Annotated in this window: 21 protein-coding genes; 16 read left to right on the top strand and 5 right to left on the bottom strand. The window is 66.0% G+C overall.

From position 1 onward, the window contains the following. Window positions 1-262: 262 nt before the first annotated feature. Genes bamC through ACZ47F_RS01925 form a run of 3 tightly spaced genes read right to left on the bottom strand, consistent with a single transcriptional unit; the run spans window position 263 to window position 2,919 of the window. Window positions 263-1,411: an outer membrane protein assembly factor BamC gene (bamC, locus tag ACZ47F_RS01935; protein WP_464925632.1), complete on the bottom strand. Its 1,149-nt coding sequence runs from the start codon at window positions 1,409-1,411 to the stop codon at window positions 263-265. Between the two features lie 27 nt (window positions 1,412-1,438). Continuing rightward, on the bottom strand, window positions 1,439-2,341 hold the full coding sequence (gene dapA / locus ACZ47F_RS01930; RefSeq protein WP_464925631.1) for a 4-hydroxy-tetrahydrodipicolinate synthase: 903 nt from the start codon (window positions 2,339-2,341) through the stop codon (window positions 1,439-1,441). A 20-nt stretch (window positions 2,342-2,361) separates the two neighbouring features. Then, on the bottom strand, window positions 2,362-2,919 hold the full coding sequence (locus tag ACZ47F_RS01925; protein ID WP_464925630.1) for a class I SAM-dependent methyltransferase: 558 nt from the start codon (window positions 2,917-2,919) through the stop codon (window positions 2,362-2,364). A gap of 213 nt (window positions 2,920-3,132) precedes the next feature. Here ACZ47F_RS01925 and galE point away from each other — a divergent pair, with 213 nt between their 5' ends. Both galE and ubiA read left to right on the top strand, forming a co-directional pair. Next, on the top strand, window positions 3,133-4,158 hold the full coding sequence (gene galE, locus ACZ47F_RS01920) for a UDP-glucose 4-epimerase GalE (RefSeq protein WP_464925629.1): 1,026 nt from the start codon (window positions 3,133-3,135) through the stop codon (window positions 4,156-4,158). 80 nt (window positions 4,159-4,238) lie between these two features. Beyond that, window positions 4,239-5,096, top strand: coding sequence for a 4-hydroxybenzoate octaprenyltransferase (gene ubiA / locus ACZ47F_RS01915; RefSeq protein WP_464925628.1), 858 nt, complete (start codon window positions 4,239-4,241; stop codon window positions 5,094-5,096). Here the strand turns inward: ubiA and ACZ47F_RS01910 are convergent. Then, window positions 5,086-5,970 (bottom strand): phosphoribosylaminoimidazolesuccinocarboxamide synthase, encoded by an 885-nt coding sequence (locus ACZ47F_RS01910; RefSeq protein ID WP_464925627.1) that lies wholly within the window; start codon window positions 5,968-5,970, stop codon window positions 5,086-5,088. The genes ubiA and ACZ47F_RS01910 overlap by 11 nt on opposite strands. A gap of 118 nt (window positions 5,971-6,088) precedes the next feature. Here ACZ47F_RS01910 and ACZ47F_RS01905 point away from each other — a divergent pair, with 118 nt between their 5' ends. Next, window positions 6,089-6,670 (top strand): DJ-1/PfpI family protein, encoded by a 582-nt coding sequence (locus tag ACZ47F_RS01905; protein ID WP_464925626.1) that lies wholly within the window; start codon window positions 6,089-6,091, stop codon window positions 6,668-6,670. Window positions 6,671-6,721: 51 nt separating this feature from the next. Here ACZ47F_RS01905 and trxA read toward each other — a convergent pair whose 3' ends face one another. Continuing rightward, on the bottom strand, window positions 6,722-7,615 hold the full coding sequence (gene trxA, locus ACZ47F_RS01900) for a thioredoxin (RefSeq protein ID WP_464925625.1): 894 nt from the start codon (window positions 7,613-7,615) through the stop codon (window positions 6,722-6,724). Window positions 7,616-7,772: 157 nt separating this feature from the next. Between trxA and purE the strand changes: the two genes are divergently transcribed. From purE to ACZ47F_RS01835, 13 genes are all read left to right on the top strand, one after another. Next, complete coding sequence (gene purE, locus ACZ47F_RS01895; protein WP_464925624.1) at window positions 7,773-8,261, top strand: 5-(carboxyamino)imidazole ribonucleotide mutase; 489 nt, start codon at window positions 7,773-7,775, stop codon at window positions 8,259-8,261. Then, window positions 8,258-9,427 (top strand): 5-(carboxyamino)imidazole ribonucleotide synthase, encoded by a 1,170-nt coding sequence (locus ACZ47F_RS01890; protein WP_464925623.1) that lies wholly within the window; start codon window positions 8,258-8,260, stop codon window positions 9,425-9,427. The genes purE and ACZ47F_RS01890 overlap by 4 nt, the downstream gene beginning before the upstream one ends. A gap of 5 nt (window positions 9,428-9,432) precedes the next feature. Next, window positions 9,433-10,446 carry an L-threonylcarbamoyladenylate synthase gene (locus tag ACZ47F_RS01885; protein WP_464925622.1) on the top strand — a complete coding sequence of 338 codons (1,014 nt, stop codon included), beginning with the start codon at window positions 9,433-9,435 and terminating at the stop codon, window positions 10,444-10,446. Between the two features lie 318 nt (window positions 10,447-10,764). Then, window positions 10,765-12,111, top strand: a complete 1,347-nt coding sequence (locus ACZ47F_RS01880; RefSeq protein ID WP_464925621.1) for an SGNH/GDSL hydrolase family protein — start codon at window positions 10,765-10,767, stop codon at window positions 12,109-12,111. Between the two features lie 18 nt (window positions 12,112-12,129). Beyond that, on the top strand, window positions 12,130-12,840 hold the full coding sequence (locus ACZ47F_RS01875) for an OmpW/AlkL family protein (protein ID WP_464925620.1): 711 nt from the start codon (window positions 12,130-12,132) through the stop codon (window positions 12,838-12,840). 127 nt (window positions 12,841-12,967) lie between these two features. Next, a complete protein-coding gene (gene recA / locus ACZ47F_RS01870; protein WP_464925619.1) occupies window positions 12,968-14,029 on the top strand; it encodes a recombinase RecA in 1,062 nt (353 codons plus the stop codon). A gap of 37 nt (window positions 14,030-14,066) precedes the next feature. Next, complete coding sequence (gene recX, locus ACZ47F_RS01865) at window positions 14,067-14,546, top strand: recombination regulator RecX (protein ID WP_464925618.1); 480 nt, start codon at window positions 14,067-14,069, stop codon at window positions 14,544-14,546. Between the two features lie 63 nt (window positions 14,547-14,609). Further along, a complete protein-coding gene (locus ACZ47F_RS01860; protein WP_464925617.1) occupies window positions 14,610-15,233 on the top strand; it encodes a DUF2889 domain-containing protein in 624 nt (207 codons plus the stop codon). Continuing rightward, on the top strand, window positions 15,230-16,393 hold the full coding sequence (gene sucC / locus ACZ47F_RS01855; RefSeq protein ID WP_464925616.1) for an ADP-forming succinate--CoA ligase subunit beta: 1,164 nt from the start codon (window positions 15,230-15,232) through the stop codon (window positions 16,391-16,393). The genes ACZ47F_RS01860 and sucC overlap by 4 nt, the downstream gene beginning before the upstream one ends. 29 nt (window positions 16,394-16,422) lie before the next feature. Further along, window positions 16,423-17,322, top strand: a complete 900-nt coding sequence (gene sucD, locus ACZ47F_RS01850) for a succinate--CoA ligase subunit alpha (protein ID WP_464925615.1) — start codon at window positions 16,423-16,425, stop codon at window positions 17,320-17,322. A 215-nt stretch (window positions 17,323-17,537) separates the two neighbouring features. Then, a complete protein-coding gene (locus ACZ47F_RS01845; protein WP_464925614.1) occupies window positions 17,538-18,239 on the top strand; it encodes a TerC family protein in 702 nt (233 codons plus the stop codon). A 21-nt stretch (window positions 18,240-18,260) separates the two neighbouring features. Next, window positions 18,261-19,031 (top strand): Stp1/IreP family PP2C-type Ser/Thr phosphatase, encoded by a 771-nt coding sequence (locus tag ACZ47F_RS01840; RefSeq protein WP_464925613.1) that lies wholly within the window; start codon window positions 18,261-18,263, stop codon window positions 19,029-19,031. A 51-nt stretch (window positions 19,032-19,082) separates the two neighbouring features. Further along, a complete protein-coding gene (locus tag ACZ47F_RS01835; protein WP_464925612.1) occupies window positions 19,083-19,769 on the top strand; it encodes an FHA domain-containing protein in 687 nt (228 codons plus the stop codon). The last annotated feature ends 83 nt before the right edge of the window (window positions 19,770-19,852 follow it).

Raw genomic sequence — 19,852 nt, 5'->3', positions numbered from 1 at the left:
GCTGCCCCGGCGTCTGGCGCCAGCGCTGCCAAGAAGTAATCTGCGCTTTGCAGATGCAAAAAAGCCGACGCGAGTCGGCTTTTTTGTTGCCCATCTGCCAGTCGGCGCGAAACCGGCGCAGCGAAGTTTCAGAGGTTGTGAATTTTTCTGCTGCGCGGCCCGCTGGCCGTAAAGCGCGGTGCTCGGGTCTGGTCGATCTGTCTCGACCCTGCGCGCCGTGCACCTGGGCGGCAGGCCGCTCGCGACGGCATCTTCAAACTTCTCACTGAATCTGCTGCTGCAGGATCTGCAGGATCTTGCGTGCGTCGTCGGTCTGCAGCGGTTTGCCGTCGGCTGACTGCACCGACACCAGGGTTTGCGTGCCGGAGGACTGCAGGGCAATGCGGTAGTCGGCCGGCTTGGGTTCGGATTGTTTCTTGCCGAACAATCTGCCGAAAAATCCGGTGCTGTCCTGCGCGGCCTTGAGCGCCTCTTCGGCGCTGATATAGCGCACATCGAACTGGCCTGCGGCGCGGTTGCGGTCGAGCACGGTAAAGCCCGCGGTATTGATCGCTAGGCTGACCTTGCGCCAGGCGTTGTCGAACCCTTCCTGCAACTCCAGCGCCAGGCCGTTGTCGATCAGCTTGGCCGGCACCGGCGGCGCGAGCTGCTGTGGCTGCGCCAGCCTTTGCTTGGCTGCTTCCTCGTTCATGCCCAGAGACACCATCAGCTTGCGCAGGAAAATGGTGTCCAGTCCTGGGTCGGGCGTGGCGGGCTCCCAGGCGGTGGTCGACTTGTCGTTGGAGTTGTAGACCTCCTTCATGGTCTGGTGGGTGATGTAGATCTGCGTACCCTTGCCGTCTGGCGTGCGTTCGAACACGGTGCGGAAGCGGTCGCGCGTGCCGGTGTCGTACAGGCTGTCGAATACCTTGCCCAAGTATTTGCGAATGAAGTCCTGCGGCAGCTTGGCGCGGTTTTCCGCCCAGTCGGTTTCCATCACCCCGGTGGCCGGGTCGGCCTGGGTCAGATAGAAGCCGTTTTCCTGCCAGAAGGACTTGACCTTGTCCCACAGCTGGTCGGGCGGGGCATTCACCACCAGCCAGCGCTGCCCGCCGGCCTGTTCGATGTGCATGCCCGGAAACTGCGGCAGCACTGCATTGGTTTTGGCCATCTGCTCGGCGGTCTGCACGCCGCGTTCATAGGCCATTGCACTGACAGGAGCATTCGGACTGCCGGGAATGACATAGCGCTCCTGTCGGGCAAGCTGGGTCAGATCGGGTGGCACTTCGAGCGGATTGCCTTGCTTGGCACTTTCGTAGTCGACGCTCTTGCTTTGCACCACAGTGCTCAGCGAGGAACAGCCGCCCAGGAAACCCGCGGCGCCCAGAAGCAGGGCCAGGGCGCTCAGTCGCCAGGATGTGGAAGGATTCATACGCAAGAGGTTTCGTGTGGTCGGGGTTCAGCAGACGATGGGCAGGCCCAGGGCCTGCATCGCGGCGCGCAGGGAGGCCAGATGCACCGGCTGCAGCGGGGTCAGGGGCAGGCGTAGACCGGCGTCGATGCGGCCCATCAGACGCAGCGCCTCCTTCACTGGAATAGGGTTGGGCTCGCTGAACAGCGCCTGGTTGAGGTCGATCAGTGCAAAGTGCAGCTCGCGCGCCAGTGCGGCGTTGCCAGCCATTGCCGCAGTGCACAGGTCGTGCATGTGGCGCGGCACCACGTTGGCGGTCACGCTGATGTTGCCATGGCCGCCCAGCAGCATCAGCGCCACGGCGGTCGGGTCATCGCCGGAGTAGATGGAAAACCCTTCGGGCGCGCGTCTGATGAGCTGCGCGGCGCGATCGATGTTGCCGGTTGCTTCCTTGATGCCCATGATGCCGGGCACCTGCGCCAGCCGCAGCGCGGTGTCCACGCTCATATCGGCGACGGTGCGGCCCGGCACGTTGTAGAGCACCACCGGGATGTCGATCGCTGCGGCGATGGCGCTGAAATGCGCCACCATGCCCTCCTGCGTGGGCCGGTTGTAATACGGCACGACGCTGAGCACGCAGTCGGCGCCGACTTCCTGGCAGCGCTGCGACAGTTCGATGGCCTCGCGGGTGGAGTTGGCCCCGGCCCCGGCCATCACCGGCACCCGCCCGGCCGCCTGCTCGACCACCACCCGCACGACCTCGATGTGCTCGTCGACCGGAAGGGTGGGCGACTCGCCCGTGGTACCGACCGGGCTGATGCAGTCCGTGCCTTGTTCGATGTGCCAGTCGACCAGCTTGCGCAGGGCGGCGAAGTCCACGCTGCCGTCAGGATGCATGGGTGTCACCAGCGCGACGATGCTGCCGCGGATGACCGGGGTGGGGGAGGACATTGTTCTGCGAGTGCTGCGATTCAGATCGGCAGATTGTATCGGTCTGCCGCGCTGGCGCCTGCGGCCTCGCGCACTGCGGCGATGCGCTGTACATAGGCCGGCTGCGGCGCGGGCACGAAACCGTCTTCATAGGCCAGCACGCGCAGCGTCGGCCGCACCGCGTCGAGCAGTTCGCCGGGGCGCAGCAGAAAATCAGGATTCGACGGCTTGCCCAGGCTGGCCTGGCCGAGGCCGAAGGTTTCGTAAAGCAGCACGCCGCCCGGCGCCACCGCCTGCACGATCCGCGGCAGCAGCGCGCGCCAGAGGTAGTTGGTCACGATCACTGCGTCGAAAGTCTGCCGTGCATACGGCCAGGGGCCGGATTCCAGATCGGCCACCTGCACTTGCGCAATATCGCGCAGCGGGGCCAGCGCCTGGGCGTTGCGGTCCACGGCGAACAGCGAAAAGCCGCGTTGATGAAGCCAGCGCACATGGCGCCCGCTGCCGCAGGCCACGTCGAGCACGCTGCCGCCCGGGCGCAGCAGGTGCGCATGGCGGACGATCCAGGTAGAGGGTGCGGGCAGGTCATGCAGGTCCATGGGACTGCATCCTAGGGCTTATCGATCCGGCATGCAGCGGTTTGCGCTGCATCCTTGCAACCTGTCCCATCCCATGGTGGGGCATGACTGCTGCGATATGGGAGTGGGAGGTTAGGCTTTGGCGACGGCCTCGGGACTCGGCGTGCCAAATCGATCACGGCGGACGGGCAAGGCAAAATGCAAACACGATTCTTCCACTTCGATCCTGATCGCATGTCCACCAATCCCACCATTCTCGTCACCGGCGGTGCCGGGTACATCGGCTCGCACACCTGTGTGGCGCTGATCGAGGCGGGCTATACCCCGCTGGTCTATGACAATCTGTGCAACAGTAGCGCCGAGTCACTGGTGCGGGTGGGGCGCATCACCGGCCAGCGCCCGGCGCTGGTGCAGGCCGACATTCGCGACGCGGCGCGGCTCGACGCGGTGTTTGCGCAGCAGCGCATCGACGCGGTGATCCATTTCGCCGGGCTCAAGGCCGTCGGCGAGTCGGTGGACAAACCGCTGCTGTATTACGACAACAATGTCGGCGGCACGGTCACGCTGCTGCAGGCGATGCAGCGCGCAGGCGTGCGCAACATCATCTTTTCTTCCTCGGCCACGGTGTACGGCGACCCGGCTTCGGTGCCGATCCGCGAGGATTTTCCGCTCAGCGCGACCAACCCCTACGGCCGCAGCAAACTGATCATCGAGGAAATCCTCGCCGATCTGCACCGCGCCGAGCCGCACTGGCGCATTGCCCGGCTGCGCTACTTCAACCCGGTAGGCGCGCACGAAAGCGGGCTGATTGGCGAAGACCCGCGCGGTATCCCGAACAACCTCATGCCATACATCACGCAGGTGGCGGTCGGCCGCCTGGACAAGCTGCGCGTGTTCGGCGGCGACTGGCCCACGGTCGACGGCAGCGGTGTGCGCGACTACATCCATGTGATGGATCTGGCCGAAGGGCATGTGGCCGCGCTGCGCCGGCTGCTCGCGCATCCCGGCATGTTGACCGTCAACCTCGGCACCGGGCAGGGCTATTCAGTGCTGCAGATGGTGCGGGCGTTCAGCGACAGTAGCGGCCGCGCGATCCCGTACGAGATCGTCGCACGTCGCCCCGGCGACATCGCCGCGTGCTGGGCCGACCCGGCGCTGGCGCGCGAACTACTCGGCTGGAGCGCCAGGCGGGGGCTGGCGCAGATGTGCGCCGACGCTTGGCGCTGGCAGCAGAACAACCCGCAGGGCTACGGCGGCTGAAGGCGCAGCGGGCCGCCGCCTTGCGTGCACGTGCATGCCCGCGACGCGGCCGACTGCCGAGCGCATGCGATCATTCGCGCATGGAACGTCTGCGTCTATGGCTGGACTTGATCCGTTGGGATAAGCCGGTCGGCTCTCTCTTGCTGCTCTGGCCGAGCCTGTCGGCGCTGTGGATGGCGAGCGACGGCCGCCCGAACTGGTGGCTGGTCGTCGTCTTTACCGCCGGCACCTTTCTGATGCGCTCGGCCGGCTGCGCGGTCAACGACGTGGCCGACCAGGACTTCGACCGCGCCGTGCGCCGCACCGCGCAGCGGCCGGTGACCTCGGGCAAGCTCTCGACCCGCGAGGCGCTCGCCGTCGGCGCGGCGCTGGCGCTGGTGGCGTTCGGCCTGGTGCTCACCACCAATGCGCTGACCATCCAGATGTCGGTCGCCGCGCTGCTGATCGCCATCGCCTACCCGTGGACCAAGCGCTGGCTGGCGTTGCCGCAGGCGTATCTCGGCGTGGCGTTCAGTTTCGGCATCCCGATGGCGTTTGCCGCAGCACGCGGCGAGGTGCCGCTGCTGGCCTGGGTGCTGCTGCTCGGCAATCTGTTCTGGGTGCTGGCGTATGACACCGAGTACGCGATGGTCGACCGCGAGGACGACCTCAAGGTCGGCATCAAGACCTCGGCGATCACCTTCGGCCATGCCGACGTCGCTGCGGTGATGGCCAGCTACGCCGCGTTCATCGCCATCTGGGCCGCGGTGGGCTGGGCGCTGCACCTGGGCTGGCCGTATGTTGTCGGCGTGGCCGGCGCAGCCGCGCAGGCGGGGTATCACTACACCCTGATCCGCGCGCGCGATCCGGTGCGGTGCTTTCGCGCCTTCCGGCTCAATCACTACCTGGGGTTGTCGATCTTCGCCGGGGTGGTCGCGGCGTACGCGCTCAGGCCGTGAGTCGCGCGAGCGCCTCGCGGTAGCGCGCCGCGGTCTGCGCGACGACCTCGGCCGGCAGCGCCGGAGGTGGCGGCTGCTTGTTCCAGCCCGGGACGGTCTCGAGCCAGTCGCGCAGGAACTGCTTGTCGAAGCTCGGCGGCGAGCTGCCCTCGGCCCAGCCATCCACCGGCCAGAAGCGCGAGGAATCGGGGGTGAGCACCTCGTCCATCAGCGTGAGCGTGTCGTGCGCATCGAGGCCGAATTCGAACTTGGTATCGGCGATCAGGATGCCGCGCGCTGCGGCATAGTCGGCGGCGCGCTGGTAGAGGGTGAGGCTGAGATCGCGCACGCGCTCGGCAAGCGCGCTGCCGATCAGTTGCGTCATGCGGTCGAAGCTGATGTTCTCGTCGTGCGCGCCGAGCGCCGCCTTGGTGGCCGGGGTGAAAATCGGCGCGGGCAGCTTGCTCGCGAGCTTGAGCCCCGCGGGGAGCTTGACGCCGCACACCGCGCCGCTGGCCTGATAGTCCTTCCAGCCGGAGCCGGCCAGATACCCGCGCACCACCGCCTCGACCGGCAGCGGCCGCAGGCGCTTGACCACCATCGCGCGGCCGCGCACCTGCGCGCGCTCGTCGGGCGCGACGACGGTCTCGGGATCGACATCGAGCAGATGGTTCGGCACCACGTCGTGCAGCAGCCCGAACCAGAACCGCGCCATGCGGGTGAGGATCTCGCCTTTGCCGGGAATCGGCTCGGCCATGATGACGTCGAACGCCGAGATGCGGTCGGTGGCGACCATCAGCAGCCGGTCACTGCCGACGGCATAGTTCTCGCGTACCTTGCCGCGCGACAGCAGCGGCAGCGAATGCAGGGAGGATTGCAGCAGGGCGGTGGTCATGGGCAGGCACTAGCGCGGAAAAGCCGATTGTAGGAATCCGCGCCCGCAGGGTTGAGTTTTGCCCAGGCGCCGTCCCACAATGTGCCTGCCGCATGTGCGGCGATAACGGAGACTTGACATGGCTGCAAAACGCATCCTGCTGCTGGCAGGCGATTACGCCGAAGACTACGAAACCATGGTGCCGTTCCAGACTCTTATGGCGGTGGGCCATACCGTGCATGCGGTCTGCCCGGACAAGAAGGCCGGCGAGCAGGTGAAAACCGCGATCCACGATTTCGAGGGCGCGCAGACCTATTCCGAAAAGCCCGGCCACAACTTCACGCTCAACGCCACCTTCGACGAGGTCAAGGCCGAGGACTACGACGCGCTGCTGATCCCCGGCGGGCGGGCGCCCGAATACCTGCGGCTCAACCCGCGGGTGCTCGAGATGGTGCGTCACTTTTTCGACGCCGACAAGCCGGTGGCCGCGGTGTGCCACGGCGCGCAGGTACTGGCGGCTGCCGGGGTGCTCAGAGGTCGCCAATGCTCGGCCTACCCGGCCTGCGGCCCGGAGGTGCGCGCAGCTGGCGGCGACTATGCCGACATTGCCGTCGATCAGGCGGTGACGCAGGGCAATCTGGTAACCGCCCCGGCCTGGCCTGCACACCCGGCGTGGCTGGCGCAGTTTCTCAAGCTGCTGGGGACGCAGATCGTGCTGTGAACGCGGTTCGGGTGTGCAAAAAAACGCCGACCTGCGGTCGACGTTTTTGTGTCAGCTCAGCACGGTCATACTCAGACGGCGGCGGTAGCTCTCCACCGTGGGGTCGGTTACCGGCGGCTGCCCCGGCGCGGGCTTGGGCGCGTCTGCCGGGGTCATCAGTTCGAGAATGTTGACATAGGTCTTGCGTGCGCGATCTTCGCTCCAGTTCTTGTCGCGCATCAGAATCTCGAGCAGTTCGTCCAGCGCCTCAGTCCAGCGCTGCGCGGCCATGTGTTGCTGCGCCAGGGCGTAGCGGGCGTCGAAATCACGCTTGTTCGCGGCGATGCGCGCCTGCAGCGTGTCGACCGGGGGCAGGTCGGTCGCAGCCTGCGCAGCCGCCAGCCAGTCGGCCAGGGCCTGGATGCGTGCATCGCCTGCGGCCTTGCCGGCCAGCGGTTCGAATGCGAGCTTGGCGTCCGCGGTGCGACCGTCCTTGAGCAGCAGCTCGACATACGCCTTGCGCGCAGTGTCGTTGGCCGGGTTGGTGGCCAGATCCTGCTGCAGCTTCTCCAGCGTCGGCAGTGCCGGGCCGGCTGGCGTGTCGGCATCGGCGCCTTCCGCGGCATCGGCTTGCGGGGCGGTTTCTGGCAGATGCTTGTCGAGGAAGGCGCGGATCTGCCCCTCCGGCAAGGCGCCGACGAAACCGTCGACCGGCTGGCCGTTCTTGAGCAGCATCACCATCGGAATACTGCGCACACCGAACGCGGCGGCCAGTTCCTGCTCTTCCTCGGTGTTGATCTTCACCAGCTTGAACCGCCCGGCGTACGCGACTTCGAGCTTTTCGAGAATCGGACCGAGCGCGCGGCACGGGCCGCACCACGGCGCCCACAGGTCGACCAGCACGGGGACGGTGTTCGAGGCTTCGATGACTTCGGTTTCGAAATTGGCGACGGTGACATCAATCATGTTGGGCTCCGGAAAACAAGGCAGATAAGGACGTTCGGCGCCATACCAAGGGGGGTATCGTGGCGCGCGACAAGCGGTTGAGGTGGAGCATAACGGCAGAGCATGCCCGGACGCTTCTTAAAATCGACCGCTGATCGAACGGCACAGGAGAGGGCAGATGACCGCAGTCGGCGTGGTGATGGGGTCGCAAAGCGACTGGGAGGTGATGCGCCACGCGGCGGACATGCTCACGCTTTTCGGGGTGGCGCACGAATGCCGGGTGGTCTCGGCGCACCGCATGCCCGACGACCTGTACGCCTACGCCGAGCAGGCGCAGGCCCGGGGTCTGCGCGCCATCATTGCCGGGGCGGGTGGCGCGGCGCATCTGCCGGGCATGCTCGCGGCCAAAACTTTGGTTCCGGTGCTCGGTGTGCCGGTGCCGAGCAAATACCTGCGCGGCGAGGATTCGCTGCTGTCCATCGTGCAGATGCCCAAGGGCATTCCAGTGGCCACGTTTGCCATCGGCGAGGCCGGGGCGGCGAACGCCGCGCTGTTTGCCGTGGCCATGTTCGCGGCGCACGACCCGGATCTGCGCGATCGGCTCGACGCCTTTCGCGCCGAGCAGACCGCCGCGGCGCGGGCGATGCGGGTGGGCAACACGGCATGAGCACGCCGGCGACCTTCATCGCGCCCGGCGCCACGCTGGGCGTGCTCGGCGGCGGGCAATTGGGGCGCATGTTTGCGCAGGCGGCGCAGAGCGCGGGCTACGGCGTGGCGGTGCTCGAGGCGGACGAGGCCGCGCCCGCGGCGCAGGTCACCGGCATCCATCTGGCCGCGCGCTATGACGATCCGCTGGCGCTCGAACAGCTCGCCCGCGACTGCGCCGCGGTGACCGTGGAGTTCGAGAACATCCCGGTGCAGTCGATGCACTGGCTGCAGTCGCACGTGCCGCTCGCACCCGCGCCACAGGCCGTGGCGGTGTGCCAGGACCGGGTGCAGGAAAAGGCGCTGTTCCAGCGGCTGGGCGTGCCCTGCGCGCCGCATGCGGTGCTGACAGCGGGCAGCGACGCCGGCGTAATCGACTCCGGTCTGTTTCCGGGCATTCTCAAGACCGCGCGGCTGGGCTACGACGGCAAGGGGCAGCTGACGGTGCACAGCGCAGCCGACCTGCCCGCGGCCTGGGCCGCGCTGGGCGGGGTGGACTGTGTGCTGGAGAAAAAGCTCGATCTGGCGTTTGAACTGTCGGTGGTGCTGGCGCGCGGCCGCGACGGCAGCGTGGTGCAGTTCGCGCCGCAGCAGAACCTGCACCGCAACGGTATTTTATTCGCCAGTTTTTCGCCCGGGCCACAGGTTACACCGGACATCGCGCAGGCGGCGCAGCATGCCGCGGGCCGTGTGGCGCAGGGGCTGGATTACGTGGGTGTGCTGTGCGTGGAATTTTTCGTGCTGCGCGACGGCCGACTGCTGACCAACGAAATCGCGCCGCGTCCGCACAACTCCGGCCATCACACCATCGATTCCTGCACTGTGTCGCAGTTCGAGCTGCAGTGGCGCGCGCTGGTGAACGCGCCACTCCTGCCGCCGCGGCAGCACAGCGCTGCGGTCATGCTCAACCTGCTCGGCGATCTGTGGTTCGATGCCGCGGGCCGGCAGCGCGAGCCGGACTGGGCTGCGGTGCTCGCCCAAGCCGGCGCGCATCTGCACCTCTACGGCAAGCACGCCCCACGTCCTGGCCGCAAGATGGGGCATCTCACCTGCACCGCAGAAACCGAGGCCGAGGCACGCCGCATCGCGCTGCACCTGTGCGGCGTGCTGGGGTTGGAGCCGTTCTGATAAAAATGGCGCAAGTGAACACCGACGCCCAGGTGCGTCCCCGCGAGATCATCGAAGCGGTTCGGCGGCTGGAGGCGGGCGAACTCGTCGGCCTGCCGACCGAGACGGTCTACGGCCTGGCTGCAGACGCCGACAATCCCGAGGCGGTGGCCAAAATCTACGCGGCCAAGGGTCGGCCGGCAGACCATCCGGTGATCGTGCATCTGCACCGCGACGCCGACCTGTTGCGCTGGGCCTCCGAGGTGCCGCAGGCCGCGCGCCGGCTCGCCGCTGCGTTCTGGCCCGGGCCGCTCACGCTGATCCTGCCGCGCCGGCGCGGCGTGGCCGAAGCTTGCGCCGGGGGGCAGGACACCATCGGCCTGCGCTGTCCCGCCCATCCGGTCGCGCAGGCGGTGCTGGCGATTTTCAAGGGCGGGCAAGGCGGGCTGGCAGCCCCCTCGGCCAACCGCTTCGGCCGCATCAGCCCGACCACCGCGGCGCATGTGCACGCCGAACTCGGTGACGATCTGCTGGTGCTCGACGGGGGCGCTTGCGCCCTGGGCATCGAAAGCAGCATCGTCGACTGCACCGCGCAGCCGGCGCGCTTGTTGCGCCCGGGTCTGCTGCAGGCCATCGAGCTGGCTACAGTGCTGGGGATCGCGCCCGACCAATTGCTGCGCGCAGCCGATGACGCGCCGCGGGTCGCCGGAGCGCTGCCCGCGCATTACGCGCCGCGCACCCCGCTGCTGCTGCGTTCGTGGGAGCAAATCTGCAGCGCGTTGCAGCGGGCTCACGCCACGCCAGCGCGCATCGGTGTGCTCGCGCGGCAGGCGCCCCCGGCGGGGCAGACCGCGCTGTGGGTGCAGATGCCAGACGATCCGGCAGCGTATGCGCAAGGGCTGTATGCACAGCTGCGGGCGCTCGATCAGGCTGGACTCGACCAGATCTGGGTCGAAGCCCTGCCGCCAGCGCCCTCCTGGCTGGCGCTGCGCGACCGTCTGGGCCGCGCGGCGCGGGGTTCCGGCGCGGCAGGGGCGTGAGGGCCGCGCTGCACCGCACATGCGTTGCTGCAGTGAAAACCGGCATCCCCGCGTTAACCCGCACTTGTGAGGCGATTTTCCCTCGGCTATGCTGAAGCGAACGGTCGTTCTTTTTTGGGGCCGGCCAGCCTGTGGCTTAGCAGGCCGTTGAAAAACGTCGCGAGGATGGCCAGATGCAAGGCGCACGGCGCGCAGCGACCGAGACATATCAAATAGATAGGCGAGGGAGCGAGCACCGTGCAACGCCGCAGATGGCCCACCGCAGTAGTTTTTCAACGGCCTGTTAGCAGGCGCGTCACAACGTTCGAGGAGATGTTCATGCACAAACGTGTCTGGATTGTGCTGGCGCTGGCCAGTGCGCTGGGTTTGGCCGGTTGCGGCGGGGGAGGCAACCCCTCGCCGCCCACACTGGCGACGGTCAGCAGTGTCAATGCCAAGAGCACCGCGCCGAACACGCCGCCCAACGGAGGATTCAAGCAGGTCGTTGTATTCGGCGACAGTCTGTCGGATGATGGGGCATACACCCTGGCGGCCTTGAGTGTCTACGGCCCCGGCACGGCCGCAAACATTCCGTTTACCGGCCTGCCGTACCCCGCCGGCGGCCAATTCACCGTCAACGGCGCGCCCACCGGCAACTGGACCAATGTCCTGGCCAAGAGCCTGAACCTGAGCCTGACACCCAACTTGATCGGCTATGGCACGCAATATTTTGGCGCGACCGGGGTGACGACCACCCCGGCATATTGCGCCTTTAGCGCCCCGCCGTCATCCGGTCTGGCCAACTGCACTAACTTCGCCCAGGGCGGCTCCCGGGTCAGCGACGCCAACGGCATCGGCCACAGCGGCGGTGCGCTCACCCTGCCGGTGACCCAGCAGGTACAGAACTACCTCACCCAGTTCGGCGGAAGTTTCAACGGCAACCAGCTGGTGACCGTGCTGGCAGGGAACAACGATATTCTCGCCGCGCTGGCGACTGTGAGCGCCTCGGTGACCCAGGCGGTGACCCAGGCCGTGACCAGTGCGCTGCAGCAGAACCCTAACCTCACGCAGGCACAGCTTGCTGCCATCTCTGCCTCGGCGCAGCAAAATGCCACGACCGCGGCAGTGACCAAAGCGCAGCAAACCATCGCGCAGACCGCCGATGCCCTGGCGGCCCAGGTCAACCTCATCACCAGCAAGGGTGCGAAATATGTGCTGGTCTACACCCTGCCGGATTCGTCGCTGACGCCGTTTGGTCGCGGCCTGCCTTACACCGCGGCCAATCCGCCGCAGAGCCCGCCGTCCGGGTATGTGTGCGACAACACCGTGACCTCGACACCGTGCTACCTGCTGTCCAACCTGGTGCAACTGTTCAACCAGCGCTTGCTCAACGACCTGCAAGGCCAGCCGGTCAAGGTGCTCGACGGCTACAGCCTGCTCAACCAGGAAATCACCAACCCCGCGCAGTTCGGCTTCACCAACGTCACCACCCCGTGGTGCAACCCGGCAACCACCAGCTCCCTGCTGTGCAATGTGAACACACCCTACACCGTCGCAGGCGCAAGCGCGGCCAATCTGGGCAGCTGGTTGTTTGCCGACACCCTGCACCCCACGCCCGCCGGCTACCAGGTGATTGCAAACGCTACCCTGCAGGCCATGAAGGGGTTTGGCTGGATTTCGCAATAAGCGCACAGGAGATCCGAGATGACCACACTGCACCGCACCGCGCTTGCCAGCGCACTGGCTCTGGGCTGCCTGGCCTTGCCTGCCGCAGCGCATGCCGACGAGTTTCCGAAAAACATCATCTACCTTGGCGCCGCCTATCTGAACAACCACTCCAGCCTGCCTGATCTGAGCGGCTACAACACGCCGCCCAACCTCAACCTCGCGGTGGGCAATGCCACCACCCTGGGTCTGGGCTATGTGCGCAATCTGCCGGGGCCGTGGAGCTTCGAACTCGCGCTTGGCTACCCGCCCCGGGTGCGCACCTACGCCGAAGGCAGCGGTTGGGGGAGGTTGGCGCGAGTGGGTCTGACCGATGTCGATGTCTACTCGCCCACCGCTTTCATCAACTATCACATCCGCGGCAAGGAGGCGACCTGGGATCCCTTTGTCGGCCTGGGGCTGAACTACACCTGGTTTCGCAACACCAAGGCACTGCCGCCGTTGACCAATCTGCAGGGGCCGACCGACATCCATCTGTCGAGCGACTGGGCGCTCGCCGCTCACGCCGGCATGATCTACCGCTTCAACTCGCGCTGGTCGGTGGTGGGCACCATCGCCTATGCCGATGTGCGCAGCGACCTGACCTCGACCTCGTACACCCCAGATCGTTCGGTCATCACCAGCCAGGCAAAGACCACGATCAAATTCAACCCGGTGATCTATACCCTGGCGATCGGCTATAGTTTTTGAACGCCCGCAACCCGCAGTCCACAGGGGAGCTTCGGCTCCCCTTTTTTGCCGTCGCCCTGTGCCCGACATCTGTTTTTTTGACCAGTCGTGCTACAGTGCCGCCATCCGTCGCTCATCGCCTCGCATCATGGAACAGGGAAAAACCGTTGTGAATCCGGAAAAAGCCAAGGCGCTTGCCGCCGCGCTGTCGCAGATCGAAAAGCAGTTTGGCAAGGGCACCATCATGCGCATGGACGACGGCGAGGCGCAGCGCGACATTCAGGTGGTGTCCACCGGCTCGCTGGGTCTGGACATTGCGCTGGGTGTGGGCGGCTTGCCGCGCGGCCGGGTGGTGGAAATCTACGGGCCCGAGTCGTCGGGCAAGACCACGCTGACCCTTCAGGTCATCGCCGAAATGCAAAAGCTCGGCGGCACCTGCGCGTTCATCGACGCCGAACATGCGCTAGACGTGCAATATGCTTCCAAGCTCGGTGTGAACCTGCCCGATCTGCTGATCTCGCAGCCGGACACCGGCGAGCAGGCGCTGGAAATCGTCGATGCGCTGGTGCGCTCCGGCTCGGTGGACATGATCGTGGTCGATTCTGTCGCCGCGCTCACGCCCAAGGCCGAGATCGAGGGCGAGATGGGAGACGCGCTGCCCGGACTGCAGGCGCGACTGATGAGCCAGGCCTTGCGCAAGCTCACTGCCAATATCAAACGCACCAACTGCCTGGTGATTTTCATCAACCAGATCCGCATGAAAATCGGCGTGATGTTCGGCAACCCGGAAACCACCACCGGCGGCAACGCGCTCAAGTTCTACTCCTCGGTGCGGCTGGACATCCGTCGCGTCGGCTCGATCAAAAAGGGTGAGGAGGTCATCGGCTCCGAGACCAAGGTCAAGGTGGTCAAGAACAAGGTCGCACCGCCGTTCAAGCAGGCCGAATTCGACATTCTCTACGGCGAAGGTGTGTCGCGCGAGGGCGAGATCATCGACCTGGGCGTCCTGGCCAAAGTGGTCGAAAAGTCCGGCGCCTGGTACGCATACAACGGCGAGAAGATTGGCCAGGGCAAGGACAATGCGCGGGAATTTCTCAAGGCCAATCCCGAGGTCGCGCGCGAGATCGAGAACAAGATCCGCGTCAATCTGGGGGTGCCGCAGGCCAACGAAACCCTGGCCGCCAGCACGGCGGACGACATGCAGGACTGACGCGCGGTGCGGCAGAGCCCGGCCGGCGTATTGCGCCATGCCCATGCCCCGCCCGCAACCTTCGCTGCGCGCTCGCGCGCTGCGCTATCTGGCGCAGCGCGAGTACAGCCGCCTCGAACTGCGCCGCAAGTTGGCACGCGACTGCGACCAGCCGGAGACGATCGACGCGCTGCTCGACGAGCTGGAGCGGGCCCGCTTGCTCAGCAGCGAGCGGTTTGCCCAGTCACTGATCCACAGACGCCGGCAGCGCTACGGCAATCTGCGCATCGCGCAGGAACTCGGCAGTCATGGTCTGGACGCTGAAACTGCCGCGGCGGCATTGCAGGCGATGGCGGGCGACGAGCTGGCGCGGGCGCAGGCCGCCTGGGCACGCAAATTCCACGCCCTGCCAAGGGATGTCGCCGAGCGGGCGCGCCAAGCGCGCTTTCTCACCCAGCGCGGCTTCAGCAGTGACACGGTGCGCGCCGTGCTGCGCGGTGTGGCGGCTCCTGAGGATGAGCTAGACGTCGATGCCTGATTTGCTGCAGCGCAGCGCGCTTGCTACACTGATTCTTGCGCCATATCAAAAAAACTCCGTTTCATGCGCGAACTCTCTGCCGATTCCCCTGCGCCTATCCGCCGTCTCGTTCACCGCCGCAGCATCGAGATCGAGTGCTATGCACGCGACGACGGGCTGTGGGATCTGCAGGCGCAACTGCGCGATGTGAAAACCCGCGACATGACCCTGTCCGAGCAGTTGCGACCCGCGGGAACTCCGGTACATGACCTGTTGCTGGTGGTGACCATCGACAGCGCGCTCGACATCGTTGCTGCGCGCTCGCACACTCTGGCCAGTCCCTATGCGACCTGCGGCGATCACGAGGATGCCTATCAGCGGCTGGTTGGCCTCAATCTGCTGCGCGGCTTCCGTGCCGCGGTGCGCGAGCGCCTCGGCGGCGTGCTCGGCTGCACCCATCTCACCGAACTGACGCAGGTGCTGCCGACCGCGGCCATTCAGGGCTTGGCCGGGATGGTGCAGATCTCACTCCCACTGAACGAACCAGATCGCCCGCCGCAGATGCCCTATCAGCTCAACCGTTGCCACGCTCTGCGGCTCGACGGCCAGGCGGTTGCCCGGTTCTATCCACGATGGGCGCAGTCCGCGGCGCCGCAGCGCGCCACAGGCAAAATCCCCATTCCCCAAATCGAGGACGAGACGACATGAAAATCCACGAATATCAGGCCAAGCAACTGTTGCGCGAACACGGCGTGCCGGTGCCTCGCGGCAAGCCGGCGTTCACGCTCGACGAGGCCGTGGCCGTTGCGCAGGAGCTCGGCGGGCCGGTGTGGGTGGTCAAGGCGCAGATTCATGCCGGAGGGCGCGGCAAGGGCGGCGGCGTCAAGCTCGCGCGTTCGCTCGACGAAGTGCGGCAGCTCGCCGGACAGATTCTGGGCATGCAGCTGATCACCCATCAAACCGGGCCGCAGGGGCAGAAGGTGCGGCGGCTGCTGATCGAGGACGGCGCCGACATTCGCAAGGAGTATTACGTCGCCGTGCTCACCGACCGCGCGACGCAGAAGGTCGCCGTCATGGCCTCGAGCGAGGGCGGCATGGACATCGAGGACGTCGCCGCGAAGACGCCGGAGAAAATCCTCAAGGTGTTCGTCGATCCGCTCATCGGGCTGCAGGACGTGCAGGCGCAGGAACTGGCCGCCGGCATCGGCATCCCGCTGGCCTCGCAGCCGCAGGCGGTCGAAGTGTTCAAGCGGCTCTACCAGTGCTACATGGACACCGATGCCTCTCTGGTCGAGATCAACCCGCTGATTTTGGAAGGCAACGGCGGCATCAAGGCGCTGGATGCCAAATTCAATATCGACGACAACGCGCTGTTGCGTCACCCCGACATCGAGGCGCTGCGCGATCTGGACGAGGAGGACCCGGCCGAGGTCGAGGCGCACAAGTATGACCTCGCCTACATCCAGCTCGACGGCAATATCGGCTGCCTGGTCAACGGCGCCGGGCTGGCGATGGCAACGATGGACACGATCAAGCTGTTCGGCGGCGAGCCTGCCAACTTTCTGGACGTAGGCGGTGGCGCCACCACCGAGAAAGTGACCGAGGCGTTCAAGATCATGCTGCGCAACCCGCATGTCAAGGCGATCCTGGTCAACATCTTCGGCGGGATCATGCGCTGCGACACCATCGCCGAAGGCGTGATCGCCGCCAGCCGGGCGGTGGGACTGAAGGTGCCGCTGGTGGTGCGCATGAAGGGCACCAACGAGGACATCGGCCGCAAAATGCTGGCCGATTCCGGGCTGCCCATCATCAGTGCCGACACCATGGGCGAGGCGGCGCAGGCCGCAGTTCGCGCTGCGCAGTCCTGAGCCGTACTCCCACAGAACACGAGGACAACATGGCCATCCTGATCGACAAAAACACCAAAGTCATCACCCAGGGCATCACCGGCAAGACTGGACAGTTTCACACCCGCATGTGCTGCGACTACGCCAACGGCAAGAACTGCTTCGTCGCCGGTGTGAACCCGAAAAAGGCCGGCGAGGATTTCGAGGGCATTCCGATCTACGGCACCGTGGCCGAAGCCAAAGCGGCCACCGGGGCGACCGTGTCGGTGATCTATGTGCCCCCGGCAGGCGCAGCCGACGCGATCTGGGAGGCGGTGCAGGCCGATCTCGATCTGGTCGTCTGCATCACCGAGGGCATTCCGGTCAAGGACATGCTGCTGGTGCGCAACCGCATGAAGGCCAAGGAAGCCGCTGGCGGAAAAAAGACCCTGCTGCTCGGGCCGAACTGCCCCGGGCTGATCACGCCCGACGAGATCAAGATCGGCATCATGCCCGGTCACATCCACCGCAAGGGGCGCATCGGCATCGTCTCGCGCTCGGGCACGCTGACTTATGAGGCCGTCGCGCAGGTCACCGAACTGGGGCTCGGGCAGAGCAGCGCAGTGGGCATCGGCGGCGATCCGATCAACGGCCTCAAACACATCGACATCATGCAGGCCTTCAATGACGACCCCGACACCGACGCGGTGATCATGATCGGCGAGATCGGTGGCTCCGACGAAGCCGATGCCGCGCTGTGGTGCAAGGAGCACATGAAAAAGCCGGTGGTCGGTTTCATCGCCGGAGTCACCGCCCCGCCGGGCAAGCGCATGGGGCATGCCGGCGCGCTGATCTCCGGCGGGGCCGACACCGCAGAAGCCAAACTGGCCATCATGGAGGCCTGCGGCTTTGCGGTCACGCGCAACCCGTCCGAAATGGGCAAGCTGCTCAAGCAAGTGCTGCGCAGTTGATTTGCCGTTTTGGCGTTTGGGGCGGGACGCGCCAAGGTTCCCTGGCGCGCACCTGCCAGGCGCGCTGAGCATGCGGCCCTCCCGCACTGTGTGGGGGAGGCGGGGCGGGCACGCGGGGGCAACGCGCGCATGCAGGGCGTGCGCAGGCGCAAACGCTATGATGTGCGGCCAGTCCCGATGGGACCGTAGATCGACCTTTCGGGGCAGCCACAGGCATGGAGCACTATTTCACCGTCGAGTTTCTGTCGGCCATTGGGCAGATCGTCCTGATCGACATTCTTCTCGGCGGCGACAACGCCGTGGTCATTGCGCTGGCCACGCGCAAGCTCCCGCCGCACCAGCGCAGGCTTGGCATTCTGTGGGGCACGGCCGGTGCCATCGGGCTGCGTGTGGTGCTGATCTTTTTTGCATTGACTCTGCTCAAACTGCCGCTGCTCAAAATCGTCGGCGCCCTGTTGCTGCTGTGGATCGGGGTCAAGTTGCTGGCGCCGCAGGACGAAGAGGGGCATGCCGACGTGCAGGCGGCGGATCGGCTGTGGGTCGCGGTCAAGACGGTCATCGTCGCCGACTTTGTGATGAGCCTGGACAATGTGATCGCCATCGCCGGGGCGGCGCAGAATGCCGGGGAGCAGCACTCACTTGCGCTGGTGGGGTTCGGCCTGCTGCTGAGCGTGCCCATCATCGTCTGGGGCAGTCAGGTCGTGATCCATTTGATGCAGCGCTTTGCCGTGATCATCACCCTGGGCGCGATGCTGTTGGGCTGGATCGCTGGCGGATTGATCGTGTCCGATCCGCTGACCGAGCGCTGGGTCGAGAACCTGCCACTGGCGCAATATGCCGAAAAAATCGCCGGGCTGGCGGGTGCGCTCGTCGTCTGGCTTGCCGCCAGGCTGGTCTACCGTCGGGCACCCACCTGAGCAGGCGGCAGGTTGAACCACATGCCCATGACAGCGCCGTTGCTGCGATACGACATGCTCAGCCTGACCCATCCGGGCCGGGTGCGCGAACACAATGAGGACGCGGTCGCCTTCGATGCGCTGGCGCAGGTGGCGGTACTGGCCGACGGCATGGGCGGCTATGCGGCCGGCGAGGTGGCCAGCGGCATGGCCACGGCGCAGATCTGCGCCCGCATCGCCCGCCTCAAGGCAGACTATCCCAGGCTGACCGCGCTGGATCTGTCCGTCGAGCTGCGTGCTGCCGTCCGGCAGGTCAATGGTGACATCCTGCGCGCTGCGCGCAGCAACCCGCAGTTTTCCGGCATGGGGGCCACGCTGGTGGCGGTAGCGTTCACCGGCAATGTGGCGGTCGTCGCCCATGCCGGCGATTCGCGCGCCTACCTGCTGCGGCAGGACCAGCTGCGCCTGCTCACGCGCGATCACTCGGCGCTGCAGGAGCAGATCGACATGGGCTTGATCCTGCCAGAGGATGCGCAACGCATCGGCGGCAAGAACCTAGTCACCCGCGCACTCGGCGTCGACGCCCAGCTCGAGCCGGATGTGGCGATGCATCCCATGATGGCGGGGGACATGCTGCTGCTGTGCTCGGACGGCTTGAACGATATGTTGTCTGATGCAAGAATCGAAACAGTGTTGCGGCAACACACTGGGCAACCCGCAGCGGCGGCGCGCCAGCTCATCGAGCAGGCCAACGCGGCCGGGGGGCGTGACAATGTCTCGGTGATCATGGTGACTGCCCGCAACCCGGGTTGATGCTCGTCTGCTCTCACCGATTCGACTGTTTTTTCAAACGGATTGCACATCGTGGCCAAACTCGTGATCACCCTAGATGGCAAGGTTTTGAAAGAGGTCGTGCTCAGCAAGGACCGCACCACGCTCGGCCGGCGTCCGTACAACGATGTGGTCATCGACAACCTCGCGGTCAGTGGCGAGCATGCCGTGCTGCTGCGCGAGACCGGGCCCGAAGGGGAGAGCTACACCATCCAGGATCTGGGCAGCACCAATGGCACTTACCTGAACGGCGCACCGATCAAGTCCAGCCCGTTTCGCGAGGGCGACACGGTCGACATCGGCAAATACAGCCTGCGGCTGCTGTCGGACACGCGGCAGACCAGTTTCGGCCCGTCGCGCTTTGGCGCACAGACTGGATTTGGCAGTTCCCGTTTCGGCAATTCGCGTTTCGGCAACTCAGGCTTTGCCGACTCGCGCAGCCGCGCCAGCGACGCCAATCGCAGCTACAAGATCAAGGTGCTCACCGGAGAGGCTGCCGGGCGAGAAATCCTGCTGAGCAAGGAACAGACCACATTCGGCCAGCGCGGCGTGCTGGTGGTCAGCGTGGTGCACAAGCCGCGCGGGTATGAGCTAGTGCAGGTCGAGGGCGAAAAGCGCGCGCAGGTCAACGGCGTGTCGCTGGGGCTAATGCCGGTGCTGCTGCGCTCCGGGGACGTGATCAACCTCACCGGCGTGCAACTGCAGTTCCTCCAGGCCTGAAGTGGCGCCTCGCGTCGGGGCAACGCGGGCGCAGCAAAGCGCGTGAACTGGCCCTGCATGCCTTTGGCTGCAGCGATTTCGCC

This window comes from Thiomonas islandica (genome assembly GCF_055383445.1).
This window is presented reverse-complemented; position numbering and strand designations above follow the sequence as displayed.